The organism is Streptomyces sp. NPDC002156, from assembly GCF_053593675.1.
Map to the genome: position 1 here is coordinate 18,822 of NZ_JBSFDA010000031.1, position 18,727 is coordinate 37,548.

General features: G+C 70.7%; 21 protein-coding genes. 7 read left to right on the top strand and 14 right to left on the bottom strand.

Annotated elements, in window-relative coordinates; translation table 11 throughout:
• Nucleotides 1-44 precede the first annotated feature (44 nt).
• Nucleotides 45-608: a hypothetical protein gene (locus ACWCRB_RS15700; RefSeq protein WP_450996573.1), complete on the top strand. Its 564-nt coding sequence runs from the start codon at nt 45-47 to the stop codon at nt 606-608.
• A gap of 72 nt (nt 609-680) precedes the next feature.
• Here the strand turns inward: ACWCRB_RS15700 and ACWCRB_RS15705 are convergent, their stop codons facing one another.
• From ACWCRB_RS15705 to ACWCRB_RS15715, 3 genes are all read right to left on the bottom strand, one after another.
• Nucleotides 681-1,895 (bottom strand): acyl-CoA dehydrogenase family protein, encoded by a 1,215-nt coding sequence (locus ACWCRB_RS15705; RefSeq protein WP_450996574.1) that lies wholly within the window; start codon nt 1,893-1,895, stop codon nt 681-683.
• 6 nt (nt 1,896-1,901) lie between these two features.
• Complete coding sequence (locus ACWCRB_RS15710) at nt 1,902-2,936, bottom strand: phosphotransferase family protein (protein ID WP_450996575.1); 1,035 nt, start codon at nt 2,934-2,936, stop codon at nt 1,902-1,904.
• Nucleotides 2,937-3,098: 162 nt separating this feature from the next.
• A complete protein-coding gene (locus ACWCRB_RS15715; protein ID WP_450996576.1) occupies nt 3,099-3,401 on the bottom strand; it encodes a hypothetical protein in 303 nt (100 codons plus the stop codon).
• Between the two features lie 87 nt (nt 3,402-3,488).
• Here ACWCRB_RS15715 and ACWCRB_RS15720 point away from each other — a divergent pair, with 87 nt between their 5' ends.
• Nucleotides 3,489-4,430 carry an NADP-dependent oxidoreductase gene (locus ACWCRB_RS15720; protein ID WP_450996577.1) on the top strand — a complete coding sequence of 314 codons (942 nt, stop codon included), beginning with the start codon at nt 3,489-3,491 and terminating at the stop codon, nt 4,428-4,430.
• Nucleotides 4,431-4,505: 75 nt separating this feature from the next.
• Here ACWCRB_RS15720 and ACWCRB_RS15725 read toward each other — a convergent pair whose 3' ends face one another.
• Genes ACWCRB_RS15725 through ACWCRB_RS15740 form a run of 4 tightly spaced genes read right to left on the bottom strand, consistent with a single transcriptional unit; the run spans nt 4,506 to nt 6,690 of the window.
• Nucleotides 4,506-4,838, bottom strand: a complete 333-nt coding sequence (locus ACWCRB_RS15725; protein WP_450996578.1) for a DUF202 domain-containing protein — start codon at nt 4,836-4,838, stop codon at nt 4,506-4,508.
• On the bottom strand, nt 4,835-5,227 hold the full coding sequence (locus ACWCRB_RS15730; RefSeq protein ID WP_450996579.1) for a YidH family protein: 393 nt from the start codon (nt 5,225-5,227) through the stop codon (nt 4,835-4,837). Before ACWCRB_RS15730 ends, ACWCRB_RS15725 begins: the two co-directional genes overlap by 4 nt.
• A 10-nt stretch (nt 5,228-5,237) precedes the next feature.
• Nucleotides 5,238-5,813 carry an NUDIX hydrolase gene (locus ACWCRB_RS15735; RefSeq protein ID WP_450996580.1) on the bottom strand — a complete coding sequence of 192 codons (576 nt, stop codon included), beginning with the start codon at nt 5,811-5,813 and terminating at the stop codon, nt 5,238-5,240.
• Nucleotides 5,752-6,690 carry a DMT family transporter gene (locus tag ACWCRB_RS15740; protein ID WP_450996581.1) on the bottom strand — a complete coding sequence of 313 codons (939 nt, stop codon included), beginning with the start codon at nt 6,688-6,690 and terminating at the stop codon, nt 5,752-5,754. Before ACWCRB_RS15740 ends, ACWCRB_RS15735 begins: the two co-directional genes overlap by 62 nt.
• Nucleotides 6,691-7,065: 375 nt before the next feature.
• On the opposite strand from ACWCRB_RS15740, the gene ACWCRB_RS15745 reads away from it, so the two are divergent.
• From ACWCRB_RS15745 to ACWCRB_RS15760, 4 genes are all read left to right on the top strand, one after another.
• Nucleotides 7,066-8,016, top strand: a complete 951-nt coding sequence (locus ACWCRB_RS15745) for a hypothetical protein (protein WP_450996582.1) — start codon at nt 7,066-7,068, stop codon at nt 8,014-8,016.
• Between the two features lie 46 nt (nt 8,017-8,062).
• Nucleotides 8,063-9,625 carry an APC family permease gene (locus tag ACWCRB_RS15750; protein WP_450996583.1) on the top strand — a complete coding sequence of 521 codons (1,563 nt, stop codon included), beginning with the start codon at nt 8,063-8,065 and terminating at the stop codon, nt 9,623-9,625.
• 84 nt (nt 9,626-9,709) lie between these two features.
• Entirely contained in the window at nt 9,710-10,468 is a 759-nt protein-coding gene (locus ACWCRB_RS15755) for a molybdopterin-dependent oxidoreductase (protein ID WP_450996584.1), read from the top strand.
• Nucleotides 10,452-11,084 carry a cytochrome b/b6 domain-containing protein gene (locus tag ACWCRB_RS15760; RefSeq protein ID WP_450996585.1) on the top strand — a complete coding sequence of 211 codons (633 nt, stop codon included), beginning with the start codon at nt 10,452-10,454 and terminating at the stop codon, nt 11,082-11,084. The genes ACWCRB_RS15755 and ACWCRB_RS15760 overlap by 17 nt, the downstream gene beginning before the upstream one ends.
• A gap of 1 nt (nt 11,085) precedes the next feature.
• Here the strand turns inward: ACWCRB_RS15760 and ACWCRB_RS15765 are convergent, their stop codons facing one another.
• The 5 genes from ACWCRB_RS15765 to ACWCRB_RS15785 form a co-directional block, all read right to left on the bottom strand.
• On the bottom strand, nt 11,086-12,252 hold the full coding sequence (locus ACWCRB_RS15765; protein WP_450996586.1) for a hypothetical protein: 1,167 nt from the start codon (nt 12,250-12,252) through the stop codon (nt 11,086-11,088).
• Between the two features lie 559 nt (nt 12,253-12,811).
• Nucleotides 12,812-13,840, bottom strand: coding sequence for an L-idonate 5-dehydrogenase (locus tag ACWCRB_RS15770; RefSeq protein WP_450996587.1), 1,029 nt, complete (start codon nt 13,838-13,840; stop codon nt 12,812-12,814).
• 36 nt (nt 13,841-13,876) lie between these two features.
• Entirely contained in the window at nt 13,877-14,635 is a 759-nt protein-coding gene (locus ACWCRB_RS15775) for an SDR family oxidoreductase (RefSeq protein ID WP_450996588.1), read from the bottom strand.
• Nucleotides 14,636-14,678: 43 nt separating this feature from the next.
• Entirely contained in the window at nt 14,679-16,076 is a 1,398-nt protein-coding gene (locus ACWCRB_RS15780) for a GntT/GntP/DsdX family permease (RefSeq protein WP_369034730.1), read from the bottom strand.
• 52 nt (nt 16,077-16,128) lie between these two features.
• Nucleotides 16,129-16,650 (bottom strand): gluconokinase, encoded by a 522-nt coding sequence (locus ACWCRB_RS15785; RefSeq protein WP_450996589.1) that lies wholly within the window; start codon nt 16,648-16,650, stop codon nt 16,129-16,131.
• Nucleotides 16,651-16,746: 96 nt separating this feature from the next.
• Here ACWCRB_RS15785 and ACWCRB_RS15790 point away from each other — a divergent pair, with 96 nt between their 5' ends.
• Nucleotides 16,747-17,448 (top strand): FadR/GntR family transcriptional regulator, encoded by a 702-nt coding sequence (locus ACWCRB_RS15790; RefSeq protein WP_450996590.1) that lies wholly within the window; start codon nt 16,747-16,749, stop codon nt 17,446-17,448.
• Nucleotides 17,449-17,455: 7 nt separating this feature from the next.
• Here ACWCRB_RS15790 and ACWCRB_RS15795 read toward each other — a convergent pair whose 3' ends face one another.
• Nucleotides 17,456-17,905, bottom strand: coding sequence for a YchJ family protein (locus ACWCRB_RS15795; RefSeq protein WP_450996591.1), 450 nt, complete (start codon nt 17,903-17,905; stop codon nt 17,456-17,458).
• A gap of 48 nt (nt 17,906-17,953) precedes the next feature.
• On the bottom strand, nt 17,954-18,679 hold the full coding sequence (locus ACWCRB_RS15800) for a hypothetical protein (RefSeq protein ID WP_450996592.1): 726 nt from the start codon (nt 18,677-18,679) through the stop codon (nt 17,954-17,956).
• Nucleotides 18,680-18,727: the final 48 nt, after the last annotated feature.

Below are 18,727 nucleotides of genomic sequence, written 5' to 3' on the forward strand. Positions count from 1 at the left end.
GGCGGAAGTGCCGCCGGACCGAGCACCGACGGGGGAGAAGAACCATGTCTGCACTGAACCGGCGCGTGACCGGCGCCCTACTGGGCTCGTTGCTCGCACTCGGCGGCACCGCGGCCGTGCCCGCCACGGCGGCCGGAGAGTCCCGGGCAGCCGCCTGCGGCCCGGTGGACGAGTCGCACATCCAGGCGCGCTGGACCGCACTGGGCGGCCAGAACAGCGCGCTCGGCTGCCCGGTCGGCGACCTCTACGACGTCTACGTCGGCGGCGTGAAGCGGGGGGAGCGGCAGTTCTTCCAGTACGGCAGCATGACCCACTCGCCCGCCCAGGGTCCTGACATGGTGGTCTCCGCGTGGGAGCGGCGCGGGTACGCGTACTTCAACTGGGGCACCACCTCGCCGTACCACTACGACGTCTTCCTCTACCGCTGGACCAGCCCCGCCGACGCCCAGGGTGAGCAGCGCCAGACCAGCGGGGGCACCTCGGGGCAGATCCGTGTGCTCCGGGAGACCACCGGTGCCTACAAGTTCAAGGTCGAGGGCTGCGACGACGGCACCTTCGGACTGACCTGCCGCCAGGGCTGGACGCTCACCGCACCCAGCCACGGATGACCACCGCCTCGGGGGACGAGGGCCGGTACGGGCGTGGGGGACGCCCGTACCGGCCCTCGAACATGCCCCGGTCTACAGGTACTTCTTCAACTCCCGCCGTGCCAGCGACCGCTGGTGCACCTCGTCGGGCCCGTCGGCGATCATCAGCGTCCGGGCGCCGGCGTACAGCTCGGCCAGCGGGAAGTCCTGGCTGACGCCGCCCGCGCCGTGCAGCTGGATCGCCCGGTCGATGATGTCGACGACCGCACGCGGTGTGGCGATCTTGATGGACTGGATCTCGGTGTGGGCGCCCCTGTTGCCGACGGTGTCCATCATCCAGGCCGTCTTCAGGACCAGCAGCCGCAGCTGCTCGACGGTCACGCGCGCGTCGGCGATCCAGTTGTGCACCACGCCCTGCTGGGCCAAGGCCTTGCCGAACGCCGTACGGGACACCGCCCGGCGGCACATCAGCTCGATCGCCCGTTCCGCCATGCCGATCAGCCGCATGCAGTGGTGGATCCGGCCGGGGCCGAGCCGGGCCTGCGCGATGGCGAAGCCGCTGCCCTCCTCGCCGATCAGGTTCGCCGCCGGCACGCGCGCGTGGTCGAAGATCACCTCGGCGTGGCCGCCGTGGTAGTGGTCCTCGTAGCCGAAGACCCGCATCGCGCGCTTGACCGTGACACCCGGGGTGTCGCGGGGGACCAGGATCATCGACTGCTGGCGGCGGATGTCCGCGCCGTCCGGGTCCGTCTTGCCCATCACGATGAAGATCCTGCAGTCCGGGTTCATCGCCCCGGAGATGTACCACTTGCGGCCGGTGACGACATATTCGTCGCCGTCCTTCTCGATGAGCGTGGTGACGTTCGTGGCGTCCGAGGAGGCCACCTCCGGCTCGGTCATCGCGAACGCCGAGCGGATCTCACCGGCGAGGAGCGGCTCCAGCCACTGCTTCTTCTGTTGCTCGTCCCCGAACTGGGTGAGCACCTCCATGTTGCCGGTGTCCGGCGCCGCGCAGTTCAGCGCGGTGGGCGCCAACTGCGGGGAGCGGCCGGTGATCTCGGCGAGCGGAGCGTACTGGAGGTTGGTCAGCCCGGCACCGTACGCGGAGTCGGGCAGGAAGAGGTTCCACAGGCCCTGCCTGCGTGCCTCGGCCTTCAACTCCTCGACCACGGCCGGGGTGTCCCACGGGGAGGCCAGCCGCGCGCGCTGCTCCTCCGCGACGGCCTCGGCCGGGTAGACGTACTCGTCCATGAAGGCGAGCAGCTTGGCACGCAGTTCCTCGGTGCGTGCGTCGAACGCGAAGTCCATGGCGGATCAGCCTTCCTGAAGGGTGGTCAGGCCGTGCGAGATGAAGACGGGGACGAGGTCGCCGATGCGGTCGAAGCCCGCGCCGACCGTCTGGCCCAGGGTGTAGCGGTAGTGGATGCCCTCCAGGATCACGGCGAGCTTGAACCAGGCGAACGCCGTGTACCAGGACACCTGCGACACGTCCCGGCCCGAGCGCGCCGCGTACCGTTCGATCAGCTCGGCCGGGGACGGGTGCCCGGCGGCCTCGGCGGTCGTGGAGACGGGGGAGTCGGGCGAGCCCAGCGGGATGCTGTACATCACCAGCAGGCCCAGGTCGGTGAGCGGGTCGCCGAGCGTCGACATCTCCCAGTCGAGGATCGCCGTGATCCTGTCGTCCTCACCGCCGATCAGGACGTTGTCCAGGCGGTAGTCGCCGTGCACGATCGCCGGGGCGGGGGAGCGGGGCAGCGCGCGGCCGAGGGCTGCCTGCAACTCGTCGATGCCGGCCAGCTCGCGGTTGCGGGAGGCGTCCAACTGCTTGCCCCAGCGCCGCAGTTGGCGGTCGAGGAAGCCCTCGGGGCGGCCGAAGTCGGCGAGACCCACCTCGGCGGGTTCCACCGCGTGCAGTTCGACGAGGGTGTCCACCAGCGACAGCACCACGTCCCGGGTCCGCCCGGGACCGATCGGGGCGAGCTGCTCGGCCGTGCGGTACGGCGTGCCCGGCACGAACTCCATGACGTAGAACGGCGCTCCGGGCGCCGCCCCGTTCTCGGGGTCCTCGCACAGCAGCACCGGACGCGGTACCGGCACGGCGGTCGGATGCAGGGCGCTGATCACCCGGTGCTCGCGCCGCATGTCGTGCGCGGTGGCCAGCACATGGCCCAGCGGGGGCCGGCGTACGACCCAGCGGGAGGTGCCGTCGGTGACCGCGTAGGTGAGGTTCGAACGGCCGCCCTCGATCAGCCGGCCGGTCAGGGGGCCGTGCACGAGTCCGGGGCGCTCGCTGTCGAGCAGGCCGCGCAGCCGGCCGAGATCGAGACCTGGCAGGTCGTCCGAGGGCATCATTGCTCCTACGCGTACGGGAACGGGACCTGAATCATGATGCCGACCGGTCGGTATGTCGTCCAGTGGGTGGACGAAAAGTGACCGGCGTCTCGCTTCCAGTGTGGGGAAGAAGACGCCGGCCGGGTAGGGCGGGGTCGGGCTGCGGGTGGCCGGAAACCGTCAGTGATCGTCCCAGTGGTCCTGGTGCGCCGCGTGCCGGTGGCCGTCGTGCAGGTAGTCGATGTGGTCGCCGTGCTGGACGGTGGGGTGCCCGCAGCCGTCCCCGTGCACATGGTGGTGGCCGTCGTGCTCCACATGTGCGCCGGGCTCGCACTCGTCCCAGTGGCCGCTGTGCGCGCGGTGCAGATGACCGTCGTGCGCGTAGTCGACGTGGTCGCCGTGCGGTACCTCGGTGTGGCCGCAGTCGGGGCCGTGGCGGTGCTCGTGGGTCCGGTGTTCCTGGTGAAGGGTGGGAGTGCTCATGGAATCCATATATATCCGGCCATTCGACTTGCGTCGCGTCCGCGCACGCCGGAATGTCGAACATTAGGAAAGCGGAGGGTCAGACATATGAAAGCCATTACCTACAGCCGGTACGGCGGTCCAGACGTCCTGGAGTACACCGAAGACGCCCCGGACCCCAAGGTCGGGCCCGACTCCGTGCTGATCAAGGTGCGGGCGGCGTCGGTCAACCCCGTGGACTGGAAGTGTCGCGAGGGGTACCTCGACGGCCTCTTCGACGCCGTGTTCCCGGTGGTCCCGGGCTGGGACGTCTCCGGAGTCGTGGTCCGTCCGGGTGCCGCCGTCTCCGAGTACGCCGTCGGTGACGAGGTCATCGGCTACGTACGCGAGGACTTCCTCTCGCGCGGCACCTTCGCCGAGTACGTGGCCGCCCCGGTGCGCACCCTCGCCCGCAAGCCCCGCAACCTCTCCTTCGAGGAGGCGGCCGGGCTGCCGCTGGTCGGGCTCACCGCCTATCAGGTGCTCTCCAAGGTGCTCCGCGTCCGCACCGGCGAGACCGTCCTCGTGCACGCGGCGGCGGGCGGGGTCGGCTCCGTCGCCGTCCAGCTGGCCCGCCGCCACCTGGGCGCGGCCCATGTCATCGGCACGGCGAGCGTGCACAACCACGACTTCGTGCGGGAGCTGGGCGGCGACCCGGTGACGTACGGCGAGGGCATGGCCGAGCGGGTGCGGAAGCTGGCTCCGGGGGGTGTCGACGCGGTGTTCGACACGGTCGGCGGGGACACGTTGCGGGACTCGGTGTCGTTGTTGGTGCCCGGGGGGCGGCTGGTGTCGATCGCGGACCCGGAGGTTGTCGGGCTCGGCGGCACGTACTACTTCGTGCGCCCGGACACGGTGGATCTTCAGCATCTGTCCGAACTGGCCGAGCATCGTGTGTTCTCGCTGCATGTGTCCGACACGTTTCCGCTGGAGCGGGCGGCGGAGGCGCATCGGTTGAACGCGGAGGGGCGTACGAAGGGGAAGATTGTTGTGACTGTCGACTGGGGGTAGTTCTTTGGGCGCGGGTCGGTGGGGGCTTGTCGCGCAGTTCCCCGCGCCCCTTAGGGGGCGCGGTAGTGGCCCCAGTTATAGGAGCAGGGCCGCTCCGCACACGGCCAAAGCGATCGCGCACAGCGTCGCAGCCGTCGCATGGCGGGCAGCGAGCAGGGGTGGACCGGCGGGGTCCCTCGTCGAGAGTGAGCCGATGCGGCGGTGGGCGATCGCCAGGAAGCCCAGCCACAGCGCTCCGCACACCGCGCACACGGCGATTCCGGCCGCCGACGGGCCGCCGTGCAGTGCCGTCTTTCCGGCCAGTACGGCCGCGACGGTGCTCGACAGGGTCGTACGGCGCCAGGCCAGGCGGGTCCGCTCCGGTTGCAGCCCGGGATCCCGTACCGCGCTCGCCCCTGCCTCGCTCACCCGTCGCCCCTGACCAGCACCACGACCACCATCGCGAGGGCGACCACGGCCACCGCGAGGCTCAGGAGTGCCGGGAAGCGGGACACCGGGAGGTCGTCGCCGCGGCGCATCGCCCGTTCGCACCGCACCCAGTGGTTGACGGCCCGCAGCGAGCACAGCACACCGGCCGCCAGCAGGGCGAGCGCAAGCCCCACGCGCCAGGCCCAGCGCAGGTCGGGCAGGAACTGGTCCACGGCGAAGCCGCCGCCGATCAGGGCGAGCGCGGTGCGCAGCCAGGCCAGGAAGGTGCGTTCGTTGGCCAGGGAGAAGCGGTAGTCGGGGGTGCGGCCCTCCTCGGCGATCTCCTGGGGGGCGAACCACAGGCGGACGTTCCGTGCGAAATCGATCACGTGCACGACCTTACGGGGTGTCCGGTGACCGGAACGCCTTGAGGCGCTCGTACGCCGCGAGACCGTCCGGCACCCACTCCCACTGGCCCTCGCCCAGCCGCCGCTCCACCTCGTCCTCCGGCAGGAACGCGTGCCAGGCGACCTCCTCCACCTGGGGGTGGACGGGCAGGTCGCAGCGGACCTCGTAGACCGCCGACCACCAGCTCTGGCCGGCGCCGTTGTCGTACAGGAACTTGAAGAGGGGCTCGGGGCGGGGCAGGCCCGTGACGCCGAGTTCCTCCTCGGCCTCCCTCAGGGCCGCGCCGTCGTACGACTCGCCCGCGCCCACGACCCCGCCGACGAACATGTCGTACAGGGAGGGGAAGACCAGCTTGGTGGGGGTGCGGCGGTGGACGAAGATCCGGCCCTGGGCATCCTTGGCCTGGATGAACACGCAGCGGTGACGCAGACCGCGCGCGTATGCCTCGCCTCGGGGGTACTGGCCGACGACCTCGTCGTTCTCGTCGACGATGTCGAGGATCTCGTCAGCGGGAGTGCTCTCGGCTGAGCGAGGGCTCTTCTCGGGGGGAGTGCTCATGTCTGCCATCCAAGCCCATCGCCTCCTGCGCGCAGCCGCTCGGCATGGCCGGGTGGAGGCCGAGGAGGACGATGCCCACGACCACCGCCGCGAGGCCCGCCGCCTCCCACGCCAGTGCTCCGGGGTCGGTGCGCAGCTGGTCGCCGAGGAAGCCGACGCCGCAGATGATGCCGGCCAGGGGCTGGGCCGCCGTGAGGGCGGGCAGCGACATGCGCAGGGGTGCGGTCTCGAAGGCGCTCTGGACCAGGATCAGGCCGGTGAGGCCGAGCAGCAGCACGCCGTACGGCTGCCAGCCGGTGAGGAGGTGGGTCAGGCCGCCCTCCGAGAAGCGCTGGCCGCTGACCCGGGTCAGGGCGTCCTGGACGCCGTACAGCAGGCCCGCGGCCAGGGCCAGCAGGACCGGGCCCGCGCTGAGGCGGGAGCGTTTCGCGTACGTCGTGAGGAGCAGGGCGGCGCCCAGCATCGCGCCGATGATCAGCCAGTGCCGGAACGGGTCCGTGATGGCGGTGCCGCCGCGTGGTTCGCCCGCCACGATGAACGCCGTCACGCCGCCCGCGAGGAGCAGCAGGCCCGCCCAGCCCTGGCGGCCCAGTGGCTGCTTCGTCTGCTTGCGGGAGAGGGCGAGCGCGAAGAGCAGGTTCGTCGCGAGCAGCGGCTCCACCAGGGACACCTCGCCCTGGCTCAGCGCGATCGCGCCCAGCACCATGCCCGCCACCATCAGACCGATGCCGCCGAGCCAGCGAGGGACCCGCATCAGGTCCAGGAGCAGCCGCGGGGAGAGGAAGTCGCTCAGGGGCGCCTGCCGGGCCACGTTCTGCTGGAGCACGAATCCGAGGCCCAGGCAGCACGCGGCGCTCACGGCGAGAATCAGAACCAGGACGGACACGCGGGTACCTCGATGACGGGGCGGACGGCGGGGTGTGGTAAAGGCCGACTGTAGCCGCCCGCGCGCGGTCCTGCCCCGGGGATGTGACGGAATCGTGGCGTAGCGAGAGTCACGTCTCCGCCCCGGACGGTGGTCTTGTCGCGACTTAACGTCATCTTTGCGGTGCTGTGGCGCGGTGGTGCGTACCAGAGGCTTGTCGACCGTCAGGTCAACTGTCCTATACACGTGGGTAATTGACACGTGTAGTGGGCGAATCCGGCCTTGACGTGAAGCATTCGTGGAGGGTTTGCTGTCCGTGATCAATCGATGGCAATCGGCGGTGGCAATCGGTCGATGGCCATCAGCAGACCGCGTCGTGTGAGGAAGTTCCCCGCGGTGTCTCCACCTCCACCACCTCTGGGCCGGGGCCGTAGGCGTGCTGCCCAGGCCTTCGACGCGGCGCTCGACGACGCCGAGCTCGTCGTCGCGCGCTCGGCGCTGGCCCAGGGGCGCTGGCAGGCCGTCCGTACGCTGCTCGCCGAGACCGGCGACGACTGGGACCGCCGGGGGCACCGGGTCACCGTCCTCGCCCTGGAGTCCGGCACCGCCGCCTGGGCCCGCGACTGGCTGCTGGCCGAACCGGACTCCGCCGACGCCGCCGTCCTGCTCGCCGCGGCCACCGTCCAGCGCGCCCTCGCGGGCAAGGACAAGCCCGTCAAGGCCCGCGACGCCTGCCACGCCGCCGCCGCGCTCGCCCCGGCCGACCCCACCCCCTGGCTCGGGCTGCTGCAGCTGGAGCGGAACGTGGGCGCCGAGGAGACCGTCGTACAGCTCTTCGACGAGGTCCGGCACCGCTACCCGGACCACCACCACGCCCACCATCTGATGGTCGCGCGCCTCGCCGAACGCCGTACGGCCGCCGGGCAGGACCCGCTGCACGAGGTGTACGACTTCGCCGGCTGGGCCGTCGAACAGGCGCCCGCCGACTCGCCGTTGGCGATGCTCCCGGTCGTCGCGCACGCCGAGCGCTACCGCGTTCTCGCCGGCGCCGGGCTGGAGTCCGCCGACCCCGCCTCCTCCGGGCACTGGGTCGGCCGCCGGGCCCGCCAGGTCATGAAGGCCGCCTTCGACTGGTGGCTGGAGTGGGAGCGCGACGACCATCCGCGCCGGCTGATCGACCTCAACTTCCTTGCCCACGCCAAGTCCTGCGAGGGCCGGACGGCCGAGGCCGCCGCCCTGTTCCACCGGATCGGCACACACCAGACCCCGATCCCCTGGTCCTACCCGGACCGCGACCCGCACACCGCCTTCCGTGCCGCCCGCGACAGCGCGCTCGGCACGGCGTAACGCAGCACAACTGAAATTTCCGTACGCCCGAAAGGACAACCCCGCGATGACGACGGGCAGTTCGAGCAAGAGCAGACCCACCGCCGACAGCAGCAGCGGCAGTATCAGTACGTTCAAGGGGCAGGAACGGGCCCTGCGCGCCGACCGCCTCGGCACCGGGGGCCTGCTGCTCTCCGTCCTCGCCTCGACCGCCCCCCTCCTGGTCGTCGCGGGTGTCATGCCCACCACATTCGCGGTGGTCGGCATCGTCGGACAGCCGATTCTCTACGTCATCCTCGGCGCGGTCCTGATCCTCTTCAGCTTCGGCTACGCCGAGATGAGCCGCCACGTCCACAACGCGGGCGCCTTCTACGCCTACATCTCCCGCGGCCTCGGCGGTACGGCCGGTGCCGGAGCGGCCCTGGTCGCCCTCGTCGCCTACAACGGCTTCCAGATCGCCATCTACGGCCTCTTCGGCTTCGAGGTCTCCGGCCTCTTCGCCACCTACGCCGACCTGGAGATCGCCTGGTGGATACCGGCCCTCGTGGCCGCGCTGGTGGTGGGCGCGCTGGGCTGGCTGAAGGTCGACATCAACGCGCGCCTGCTCGGCGTCCTGCTGGTGATCGAGGTGGCCCTCGTCGTCATCTTCGACATCGCCGCCGTCGCCGACCCCGCGAAGGAGGGCCTGTCCCTGCACGCCTTCAACCCCGAGACCCTCACCGGCGCGGGCATCGGCACCGCGCTCTGCCTCTGCTTCGGCGCCTTCGTCGGCTTCGAGCAGGCCCCCGTGTACGCCGAGGAGACCAACCGCCCGGACGTCCTGGTGCCCCGCGTGATGTTCAGCGCGGTCGCCGGGGTCGCCATCTTCCTGGCGCTCAGCAGCTGGGCGCTCACCGTCGCCACCGGGCCCTCGGCGATCGTCGGCGAGTCGCAGAAACAGAGCGCCGGCCTGCTCTTCGCTCTCACCGAGTCCCGGCTCGGCGGCACCTTCACCGACATCCTGCACGTGCTGTTCGTGACCGGCATGTTCGCGGCCATGCTCAGCTTCCACAACGTCGTCGCCCGCTACTCCTTCGCCATGGGCCGCGAGGGCCTGCTCCCCGCCGCCTTCGGCCGTACAAGGAGCTCCAGCGGCGCCCCCGGCACCGGCTCGCTGCTCCAGACGGTCGTCGCGGTCGTGATCGTCATCGCCTTCGCGATCGCCGACGACAAGCCGACGGGCGACCCCACCGAGCCCATCCTGCACCTGTTCACCTGGGGCGCGAACATCGGCGCCCTCGGGGTGATCGTGCTGATGACCGCCGCCTCCTTCTCGGTCATCGTCTTCTTCGCCCGCCGCGGTGCCGCCGGCGCCCAGGCCTGGCGCATGGTCACCTCCGCGCTCGCCGGGATCGCCCTGATCGTCATCGCCGGGTACACGGTCAAGGACTTCGACGTGCTCGTGGGCTCGGGTCCGGACTCCGCCCTGAGCTGGGTCCTGCCCGGCATCGTCCTGCTCGCGCTGGTGGCCGGCCTGGTCCAGGGCCTGGTCCTGAAGGCCCGCAACCCCGAGGCGCACGCACGGATCGGGCTCGGCAACGAGGCGTTCCAGCTGGAGAAGGCGGCCGAGTCCGCGGAGGCGGCCGCCTGAGAAGAGGGTGAGAAGCGGTACGGAAGTCCGACGAGCACCCGCGATTCCTGGCTCGACAGGGGTCGCGGGTGTTCGAATGGACGGGTGAACTCCGAACGACCGGAAGAACCCCCCGAGCCCGCCGCGTCCGAGGGCCAGGAGCGGGGTACGCCCATCGGCCGCCGGGTCCTGCTCGGCACCCTCGGTCTGGGTGCCCTCGGCGTGGTCGCCGCGCCGACCCTCCAGCGCGGCATGGAGTCCTTCCTCGCCGGCGCGGCGGAGAACGACCCGACAGGCCTGACCGACCTTCTCCCGAACGGCGGCGGCTTCCGCTACTACTCGGTGACGTCCTCCACACCCCGCAAGAACGCGGAGAACTACCGGCTGAAGATCGACGGCCTCGTCGACAGACCGGCCACCTACACCCTCGCCGACCTGCGCGCGATGCCCCAGACCAGGATGGTCAAGGACGTGCAGTGCGTGACGGGCTGGCGGGTGCCAGGCACACCCTTCGAAGGGGTACGGCTGTCGCAGCTCCTGGACGCGGCCGGAGTGCGCTCCTCGGCCGGGGCGGTGCGCTTCACCTGCTTCGACGGCGCCTACACCGAGAGCCTCACCCTCGACCAGGCCCGCCGCGCCGACGTCCTGGTCGCCCTGCGCATGCAGGACAAGAACCTGGGCCACAGCCACGGCGGCCCGGTCCGCCTCTACGTCGCCCCCATGTACTTCTACAAGTCCGCCAAGTGGCTCTCCGGCATCACGGTCACCGAGGACGTGCAGCCGGGCTACTGGGAGAACCGCGGCTACGACATCGACGCCTGGGTCGGCAATTCGAACGGACGCGACGATGAGCCTACGAGCTGACGCCCCGGCGCCCTCCACGTCCGCCTCCGAAGTACGCCGCTTCGGCCGCTCCCAGAAGTGGGTGCACCGCGCGACGGCCGCGCTGATGGGCGTGTGCGTGGTGACGGCGGCCTGCCTCTACATCCCCCAGTTCGCCGAACTGGTCGGCCGCCGCGAACTGGTGGTCCGCGTCCACGAGTGGGCGGGCCTGGCCCTGCCGGTACCTGTCCTGTTCGGGCTGTTCTCCCGCGGTTTCCGCGCAGACCTGGGCTTCCTGAACCGCTTCGGCCCCCACGACAGGACCTGGCTGCGCGCGGCGCTACGACGCGACAAGCGCCGTGCCGTGCGCCCGGCGGCGAAGTTCAACGCGGGCCAGAAGATCTACGCGGCCTGGATCGCGGGCGCCACCCTGGTCATGCTCGGCACGGGTCTGCTCATGTGGTTCACCCACCTCACCCCGCTGATGTGGCGCACCAGCGCGACCTTCGTCCACGACTGGCTGGCGCTCACCATCGGCATCGTCCTGGCCGGCCACATCGGCATGGCCCTGGGCGACCCGGAGGCCCGCAGAGGCCTGCGGACCGGCTCGGTGAGCAAGGAGTGGGCGGACCGCGAACACCCACTGTGGCGCCCCTGAGTCAGCGCCGAGGCCGTCCCGGGCCCGGCTGCCGCTGCGGTGTCGGGCTGCCGGTCCCATCACCGGGCGAGGGCCCGACCGGTTCCTGCTGCTCCGGGGGTACGAGGAGAAAGGCGCCCTTCTTGACGGCCTCGGCGGTGCCGTAGCGGACGAGGAGGTCGACGGGGTGGGCGCCGGCAGGGGGACTTGAGCCTGCTCCCAGCTCTGCCCCTGGGTCTGTTCCCGTCCCGGGGACGACAACGGAGACGACGATCCGCTCGCCCGACACCGAGACGATTTTGAGCGGCTGGACAACCTGTTGCCCGCCGATGAACACGTCCCCGTCGCGCAGCAGTTCGTCGGTGTCGAAGTAGGCGCCGCGCAGCTCGACCGAGATCGTGTCGCCGGGTGCGGCCTCGCCGTCGCCGCCGACATCCACGGCGCCGATCCCGTACACACAGGCGGGCTTGCCTCCCGAGGGTGCCTCCAGCCGGACGGTGGCGGTCGGGTGCCGCCGGTGGAAGTCCAGGAGCCCGCCCAGGATCTGCCGGGCGGCGCGCCCCTTGCAGCTGAGCGCGTCGCCGGCGGACCCGGACCAGCCCGCACCGGCCACTCCCCAGTCACCGCCGCCTCGCCCCTGTACGGCGAGACAGGCGGCGGCGAGCCCACGCAGCACCCGCCACTCGTCGGCCGACGCGGAGTCTCCCGGGGCCGCGGGGATCAGCTTCCCGGCGTCCGCGCAGCGGCCGGGGGAGCGGAGATCGTCGTAGACGGCGGCGGGGTCGGGGGCGCCGTCGGAATCGGGGGAGACCGGACCGGGCGGCAGCCAGTCGGGGGCGGTGAGCAGGGTGGGGCCGCCGGGAGTTGTACGGCTGGGGGTGGGTGAGGAGACAGGGGTGCGGGAGGGGACCGGGGTTGCGGCACCGCCGGGGACCTCGCTCCCGTCGGCGCCCCTGGGTGAGGCGACGTTCCCGGAGACGGGGATGCGCGGGGGAGCGGCGGAGGTGGCCGTGCCGATCTCCCCGCCGTCACCGGGGCTGCTGGACGGCGACGCGGGCGAGACACTTCTGGCCCCGCTGCCGTTGCCGCGCGCCGTGCCGTCCCCGTCCGTACCGAAGGCAGCGGCCGCGACCGCCACCGCCCCGATCACGAACAGCCCCGAGACCCGCACCCCGAGCGAAACCGCCATACCGCCGCCCCCCGACGTGGTCGCCCCGACCACTGCGACAACGACCGGGGTTCCTCACATCATCGGTCCGCACCGGGGCTCGGGGGAAGGCACGTCATCGGATCGTTCACCTGCGGCGATGACCCAGATACGGAGGAGAGAGGAGGGACGCCGGAGGCACCCCAATGGGCGACGGGGCCCGCTTTACGACAGGGCGGTGCGTTGTCTGCGACGCCCCTGGGTAGGGCCCCGGGCGCATGGTGTGTTGTCTGCGGCGCCGTCGTGGCTGGTCGCGCAGTTCCCCGCGCCCCTGGGTAGGCCCCCGGGCCGCCTGCCAAGGGCCACGGGGCCCGCCTCAGAGCGAGGGGTGCGGGGCCCCACCCAGGGGCGCGGGGAACTGCGCGATCAGCCACAGCGCACCCGCAGTCAACGAACGACCGCACACCCCCCACCTAGGGGCGCGGGGAACTGCGCGATCAGCCACAGCGCACCCGCAGTCAACGAACGACCGCACACCCCCCACCCAGGGGCGCGGGGAACTGCGCGATCAGCCCCAACGCACCCGCAGGCAACGAACCACCTACTCACCCCCGAAATCGAGCAACACCTTGCAAGACCTCCCCCGGTCCGCCGCCAACGCGAACGCCGACTCCGCCTCCCCCACGGGAATCACCGCACTGACCAACCCGTCCAGCCCCGACTCCACCGCCAACAGAGCCAACGCCTCATCGAACTCCGCGTCGAACCGAAACGCCCCGCGAAGCTCGATCTCACGCGTGACAACCACGTTCCCCGCGAACGGGCTGGGCCCAGGCGGCAGCAGCCCCAGCTGCACAACGACCCCACCCCGCCGCACCAGCCGCAGACAGGTGTCCAGCCCCGCAGCCACCCCCGACGCTTCGACGGCCACATCGACCTCCACAGGCCACCCGGGATCCCCGGGATCGTCCGCCCGTACGACCGTGTCGGCCCCCGCGACAGTCGCGTACCCCAGTGCCTGCGGAAGCAGATCCGTGACCGTCACACGCGTCGCCCCCGCCGCCTTCGCCGCCGCGACGACCAGGCACCCGATGGGCCCGGCACCGGTGACAAGGACGTGCCGACCGGACACGTCCCCGGCCCGCCGAACCGCGTGCAGGGCGACCGAGAAGGGCTCGGCGAGTGCCGCCCGGCGCAGCGGCAGGCCATCCGGCACCGGCCTCAACTGGTCAACCGGCACGACCACTTGCCCCGCGAAACCGCCCTGGACATGCGGCGTACGAGCCGCGCTGCCGAGGTAGCGCGTGTCCCGGCAGATGTTCCGCCGCCCGGACACGCACTCCGGACACGCCCCGCACGGAGTCGCCGGGTGCACGGCAACCGCCGTACCCACAGCGAGACCTGACGATCCGTCACCGTAGGCGACGACCGTCCCCACGACCTCGTGGCCCAGCACCATCGGTTCCTTGAGCCAGAAGTCACCGACCCCGCCGTGCCGCCAGTAGTGCAGGTCCGAGCCGCAGACCCCGCCGTACCGGACGGCCACCAGCGCCTCGCCGGGGCCGGGGGACGGCACCGGCAGTTCATCGACCCGCAGGTCGCCCTCACCGTGGATCACACAACCGAGCATCGGGAGAATCCCTTCCGTGCCAGAGAGTTCAGAGGGTCAGAGAACGCTGGTCATGCCGCCGTCGACGTACAGCACCTGCCCACCGACGAAGTCCGCCGCAGGCGAGGCCAGGAACAGCACCCCGCCGATCAGATCCTCCGTACGGCCCCAGCGGCCCGCCGGGGTCCGGCGGCGCACCCACGCGCTGAACTCCGGGTCGTCGACCAGGGGTTGGGTCAGTTCCGTCTCGATGTAGCCGGGGCCGAGGCCGTTGACCTGGACACCGTGCGGGCCCCAGTCCGCGCACATGCCCTTGGTGAGCATCTTCAGCGCGCCCTTGGTGGCCGTGTAGGGAGCGATGCCCGGACGGGCCACCTCGCTCTGCACCGAGCAGATGTTGATGATCTTGCCGTGGCCACGTTCCGTCATCCGGCGGGCCGCTTCACGGCCCACCAGGAACGCGCTGGTGAGGTTGGTGTTCAGGATCCGGTGCCAGTCGCTGTCCGTGAACTCCAGTAGCGGAGCCCGCAGTTGCATGCCCGCGTTGTTCACCAGGATGTCGATCGGGCCGACCCGCTCCTCGATGTCGGCGATACCGGCGGCGACCGAGGGGCCGTCGGTGACGTCGAAGGCGGCGGTGTGGATGTCCCCGGGCAGCTCGGCCGCGGCCTTGGTGAGGCGGTCGACGTCGCGGCCGTTCAGGACGACCGTGCAGCCTGCCTCGGCCAGTCCCCGGGCCAGGGCGAACCCGATGCCTCGGCTGGACCCGGTGACCAGGGCCGTACGGCCGCTGATGTCGAAGAGAGGATGACTCATTCTCGTACCCCTAGATCTCGTACTTCCAGATCGCTTGGATCGCCTAGATCACCAGTGACAGCAGCAGGACCAGCGCCCCCGCGACCACGGAGATGATCGTCTCCATGACCGACCAGGTCTTCAGGGTCTGTGGGACGCTCAGGCCGAAGTACTCCTTGACCAGCCAGAAACCGGCGTCGTTGACATGGCTGAAGAAGAGCGAGCCGGCGCCGATGGCCAGGACGAGGAGGGCCGCGTGGGTCGTCGACATGTCGGCGGCGAGCGGGGCCACGAGGCCGGCCGCCGAGACCGTGGCGACCGTCGCCGAACCCGTCGCCAGCCGGATCGCCACCGCGATCAGCCAGGCCAGGAGCAGGGCCGGGATCGACCAGTCCTCGGATATGTCCAGGATCATCTTGCCGACCCCGGAGTCGATCAGCGTCTGCTTGAAGCCGCCGCCCGCGCCGACGATCAGCAGGATGCCCGCGATGGGCGCGAGGCCCGTCTCGACGATCCGGGAGATCCGTTCCTTGGAGAAGTCCGCCGGACGGCCCAGCGTGAAGATGCCCACGAGGACGGCGGCGAGCAGGGCGATCAGCGGGGAACCGGCCACGTCGAAGACGCGCTGAACCATGTTCTCCGGGTCGTCGATGATGATGTCGACCAGGGCCTTGGACAGCATCAGGACGACGGGGAGGAGGATGGTGGCCAGGGTCGCGCCGAAGCCGGGGCGCTTCTCCAGGTCTTCCGAGGGGCGCTGCGGGATCATGCGGTCGGGCGCCGGGACGTCGACCCAGCGTGCCGCGTACCGCGAGAACAGCGGGCCCGCGATGACCACCGTCGGGATGGCGATCAGGACGCCGAGCGCCAGCGTCACGCCCAGGTTGGCGCCGACCGCGTCGATCGCGACCAGCGGACCGGGGTGCGGCGGGACCAGGCCGTGCATCACCGAGAGGCCCGCGAGCGCCGGGATGCCGATGCGCATCAGGGAGTAGTTGCCGCGCTTGGCAACCATCAGGACGACCGGGATCAGCAGGACGACGCCGACCTCGAAGAACAGGGGCAGGCCGATCACCGAGGCGATCAGGACCATCGCCCAGGGCATCGTCCGGCCCGACGCCTTCGCCAGGATCGTGTCGACGATCTGGTCGGCGCCGCCGGAGTCGGCGAGCAGCTTGCCGAGGATCGCGCCCAGGGCGATCAGGACGCCCACGCCGGCCACCGTCGCGCCGAGCCCGGCGGTGAAACTGGCGATGGCCTTGTCGAGCGGCGCGCCCGCGAAGGCGCCCAGCGCGAGCGAGCCGATGGTCAGGGCCAGGAAGGCGTGCAGCTTGAACTTGGTGATCAGCAGGACGATGAGCGCGATGCCCGCCAGCACGGCGACACCCAGCTGGGCATGGCCGGCTGAGGTGATCGGCTCGACGGTGTCCGCTGCCAGCATCTCGACGCTGAGTCTGGTCACGGGGGTTCCCTTGTAATCGGAGTGGTTCGGAGCGTTTCGGGAGTTCAGGAAGTCAGGCGCTCTGGAGCGAGGAGAGCGCGGCCACCGCCCGGGCGGTGATCTCCTCGGGGGTGCCGGAGACGTTCACGGCGACGCCCGCCTCGTCCGCTTCGAGCGGCTGGAGGGTGGCGAACTGGGAGTCGAGCAGCGCCGTCGGCATGAAGTGGCCCTGGCGGTGCGCCATCCGGTCCTCGATCAGCGCCCGGTCGCCGGCGAGGTGCACGAAGACCACGCCGGGCGCGGCGGCCCGCAGCCGGTCGCGGTACGACCGCTTCAGCGCCGAGCTGCTCACCACCCCGCCGAGCCCGGCCCGCCCGTGTGCCCACTCGCCGATGGCGTCCAGCCACGGCCACCGGTCCTCGTCGGTCAGCGGGGTCCCGGCGGTCATCTTGTGGATGTTGGCCGCGGGGTGGAAGTCGTCGCCCTCGGCGTACGGAACGCCCAGCCGCGCCGCGAGCAGGGGACCGATCGTGGTCTTCCCGGTGCCCGCGACGCCCATGACCACGACGACGTGGGGGGTATGCGTCTGCTGCATGAACGCAATGAAACGCATTAGGTACGACAAATTCAAGACCCGGGAACTAATAAGTCTGACTTTTTGAAGGTGTGACGCGCCCCGTACTCTGTGTGCATGAGCACACCGGGTCGAGGGCTGCACGGCCATGTACTGGAAACCCTCGGACCCGCGATCACCGCGGGCGATTACCCGCCGGGCAGCGTTCTGCGCACGGACGAGCTGGCCCAGCGCTTCGACGTGTCACGCTCGGTGATGCGGGAGGCGGTCCGGGTCCTCGAGTCGATGCACCTGGTCGAGTCCCGCCGCCGGGTCGGCGTCACGGTCCGCCCCAAGGCCGAGTGGAACGTGTACGACCCTCAGGTCATCCGCTGGCGTCTCGCGGGCGCCGACCGCCCCGGGCAACTGCGCTCCCTCACCATGCTGCGCTCCGCGATCGAGCCGGTCGCGGCGGGCCTCGCCGCCAAGTTCGCCACCGCCGAGCAGTGCGCGCAGCTCACCGAGTGCGCCCTCGGCATGGTGGCCAACTCGCGCGGCCATCAGCTGGAGGGCTACCTCGTCCACGACGTGGCCTTCCACCGGGTGATCCTGGAGGCCTCCGGCAACGAGATGTTCGCCCGGCTGGGCGATGTCGTCGCGGAGGTCCTGGCCGGCCGTACCCATCACGAGGTCATGTTCGACGACCCCGACCCGGCCGCCGTCACCCTGCACGTCCAGGTCGCGGAGGCGGTCCGCGAGGGCGACGCCGAACGGGCGGAGCGGCTCACCCGGGAGATCGCGGTCGGAGCCCTCCAGGAACTGGACATCCTCGCGCCCTAGTCTGCATCTAGACGCCGGGGTCGATGTCTCCGTCGACGTACACCCATGCCCCGTCGACCCGCTCGAACCGGCTTCGCTCGTGCAGCGAACCGCCCTGGTAGGACGCCCGGAACGTCACGGTCCCGGTGGTGTGGAACGCCGTACCGTCGCCCGTTTCGAGGATCTCCAGGCCCGTCCACCGCATCCCCGGGTCGAATTCGACGCGGGCGGGGCGGGTACGCGGGTGCCAGGTGCGCAGCAGGTACGGCTCGTCCCGCTTCACGAAAGCGCTGTAGCGCGAACGCATCAGGGTCTCGGCGGTCGGTGCCGCCGCGTCACCTTGATGGAACCGCCCGCAGCAGAGTTTGTACGCTTGACCAAGTCCGCACGGGCATATCGCGGGAGCAGTTGCCCTGACGCGTGCGCGATCGGGGCGGTGCCGGGAAGCTGAGCTGCGTCGGGAGGACATGGAGCACATTGTCCCCGGCTCCGCACGTGCCGAGCACCCCGTATTCCGCCGAGTGCGCTACATGAACAATTCGCGACCGTTGGACCTGATGCAGTCGATCACTTCGGGGAAAGCGCCGTATTCGTAGACCTTGGCGAGCGGCAGGCTGCCGGAAGTCCGCCCTGGATGGCGCAGGACGAACGGCAGGGAGGCGTCCGTGTGCTGAAAGTACACGGACGGTTTGCCAAGCGCGATGGCGATACCCGCCTCGACATAGATGCTGGAGACGAGACTGCGCGGCACGACCAGCAGGAAGTAGCGGCTGTTCTCCAGGGCTGAGCCGTCGTTGCGCAACCCGATGTCGGACACCTGGAAGTCCCTCAGAGTGGGACGCTGATCGCCGGAGAAGTACACCCGGAATCCGCACTTCTCCTGGAGAACCTTCTGGAGCCGCAGTATGTCGCGTCGGTGACTCTTGTACTCAGTCTGGGTGGGGAACGACGACATCGGCGTGGAGATGAACACGTCGTAGCGATATTCGCCGCTCGATGTCTCCGCCGCCACTTCCGCGACGGGTGCCGCAGTGCCCGGTGGCCCGTGCAGAACCGACGGTCTGACCAGAGCGACCAGCGCCGCCAGGCAGGCCACAGCCACGAAGATGCCACTGAACACCAGGAAGGCCCGGTTGGCGTCGGTGACTTCAGGCGCTAGCTTGAGCAGAATCGCTTCGGATGCCAGCAGAGCGAGAGCGAAGAACCCGAGAAGCGTCCGCACGCTGCGGAGCGTCCTGCCTCGCTCCGCCATCAGTCCTCCTTGTGGTGTCTTTGGCGAGTGGGTGATCAGCCGTGACAT

What these genes read in the sequence shown, in the direction of transcription:
- ACWCRB_RS15720 (WP_450996577.1), top strand. Translation starts at nt 3,489, where the DNA reads ATGAAAGCCATTACCTACAGCCGGTACGGCGGTCCAGACGTCCTGGAG.
- ACWCRB_RS15770 (WP_450996587.1), bottom strand. Translation starts at nt 13,840, where the DNA reads ATGCTCGGTTGTGTGATCCACGGTGAGGGCGACCTGCGGGTCGATGAA.
- ACWCRB_RS15700 (WP_450996573.1), top strand. Translation starts at nt 45, where the DNA reads ATGTCTGCACTGAACCGGCGCGTGACCGGCGCCCTACTGGGCTCGTTG.
- ACWCRB_RS15705 (WP_450996574.1), bottom strand. Translation starts at nt 1,895, where the DNA reads ATGGACTTCGCGTTCGACGCACGCACCGAGGAACTGCGTGCCAAGCTG.
- ACWCRB_RS15750 (WP_450996583.1), top strand. Translation starts at nt 8,063, where the DNA reads ATGACGACGGGCAGTTCGAGCAAGAGCAGACCCACCGCCGACAGCAGC.
- ACWCRB_RS15800 (WP_450996592.1), bottom strand. Translation starts at nt 18,679, where the DNA reads ATGGCGGAGCGAGGCAGGACGCTCCGCAGCGTGCGGACGCTTCTCGGG.
- ACWCRB_RS15795 (WP_450996591.1), bottom strand. Translation starts at nt 17,905, where the DNA reads ATGTGCTCCATGTCCTCCCGACGCAGCTCAGCTTCCCGGCACCGCCCC.
- ACWCRB_RS15775 (WP_450996588.1), bottom strand. Translation starts at nt 14,635, where the DNA reads ATGAGTCATCCTCTCTTCGACATCAGCGGCCGTACGGCCCTGGTCACC.
- ACWCRB_RS15735 (WP_450996580.1), bottom strand. Translation starts at nt 5,813, where the DNA reads ATGGCAGACATGAGCACTCCCCCCGAGAAGAGCCCTCGCTCAGCCGAG.
- ACWCRB_RS15760 (WP_450996585.1), top strand. Translation starts at nt 10,452, where the DNA reads ATGAGCCTACGAGCTGACGCCCCGGCGCCCTCCACGTCCGCCTCCGAA.
- ACWCRB_RS15785 (WP_450996589.1), bottom strand. Translation starts at nt 16,650, where the DNA reads ATGCAGCAGACGCATACCCCCCACGTCGTCGTGGTCATGGGCGTCGCG.
- ACWCRB_RS15710 (WP_450996575.1), bottom strand. Translation starts at nt 2,936, where the DNA reads ATGCCCTCGGACGACCTGCCAGGTCTCGATCTCGGCCGGCTGCGCGGC.
- ACWCRB_RS15790 (WP_450996590.1), top strand. Translation starts at nt 16,747, where the DNA reads ATGAGCACACCGGGTCGAGGGCTGCACGGCCATGTACTGGAAACCCTC.
- ACWCRB_RS15715 (WP_450996576.1), bottom strand. Translation starts at nt 3,401, where the DNA reads ATGAGCACTCCCACCCTTCACCAGGAACACCGGACCCACGAGCACCGC.
- ACWCRB_RS15765 (WP_450996586.1), bottom strand. Translation starts at nt 12,252, where the DNA reads ATGGCGGTTTCGCTCGGGGTGCGGGTCTCGGGGCTGTTCGTGATCGGG.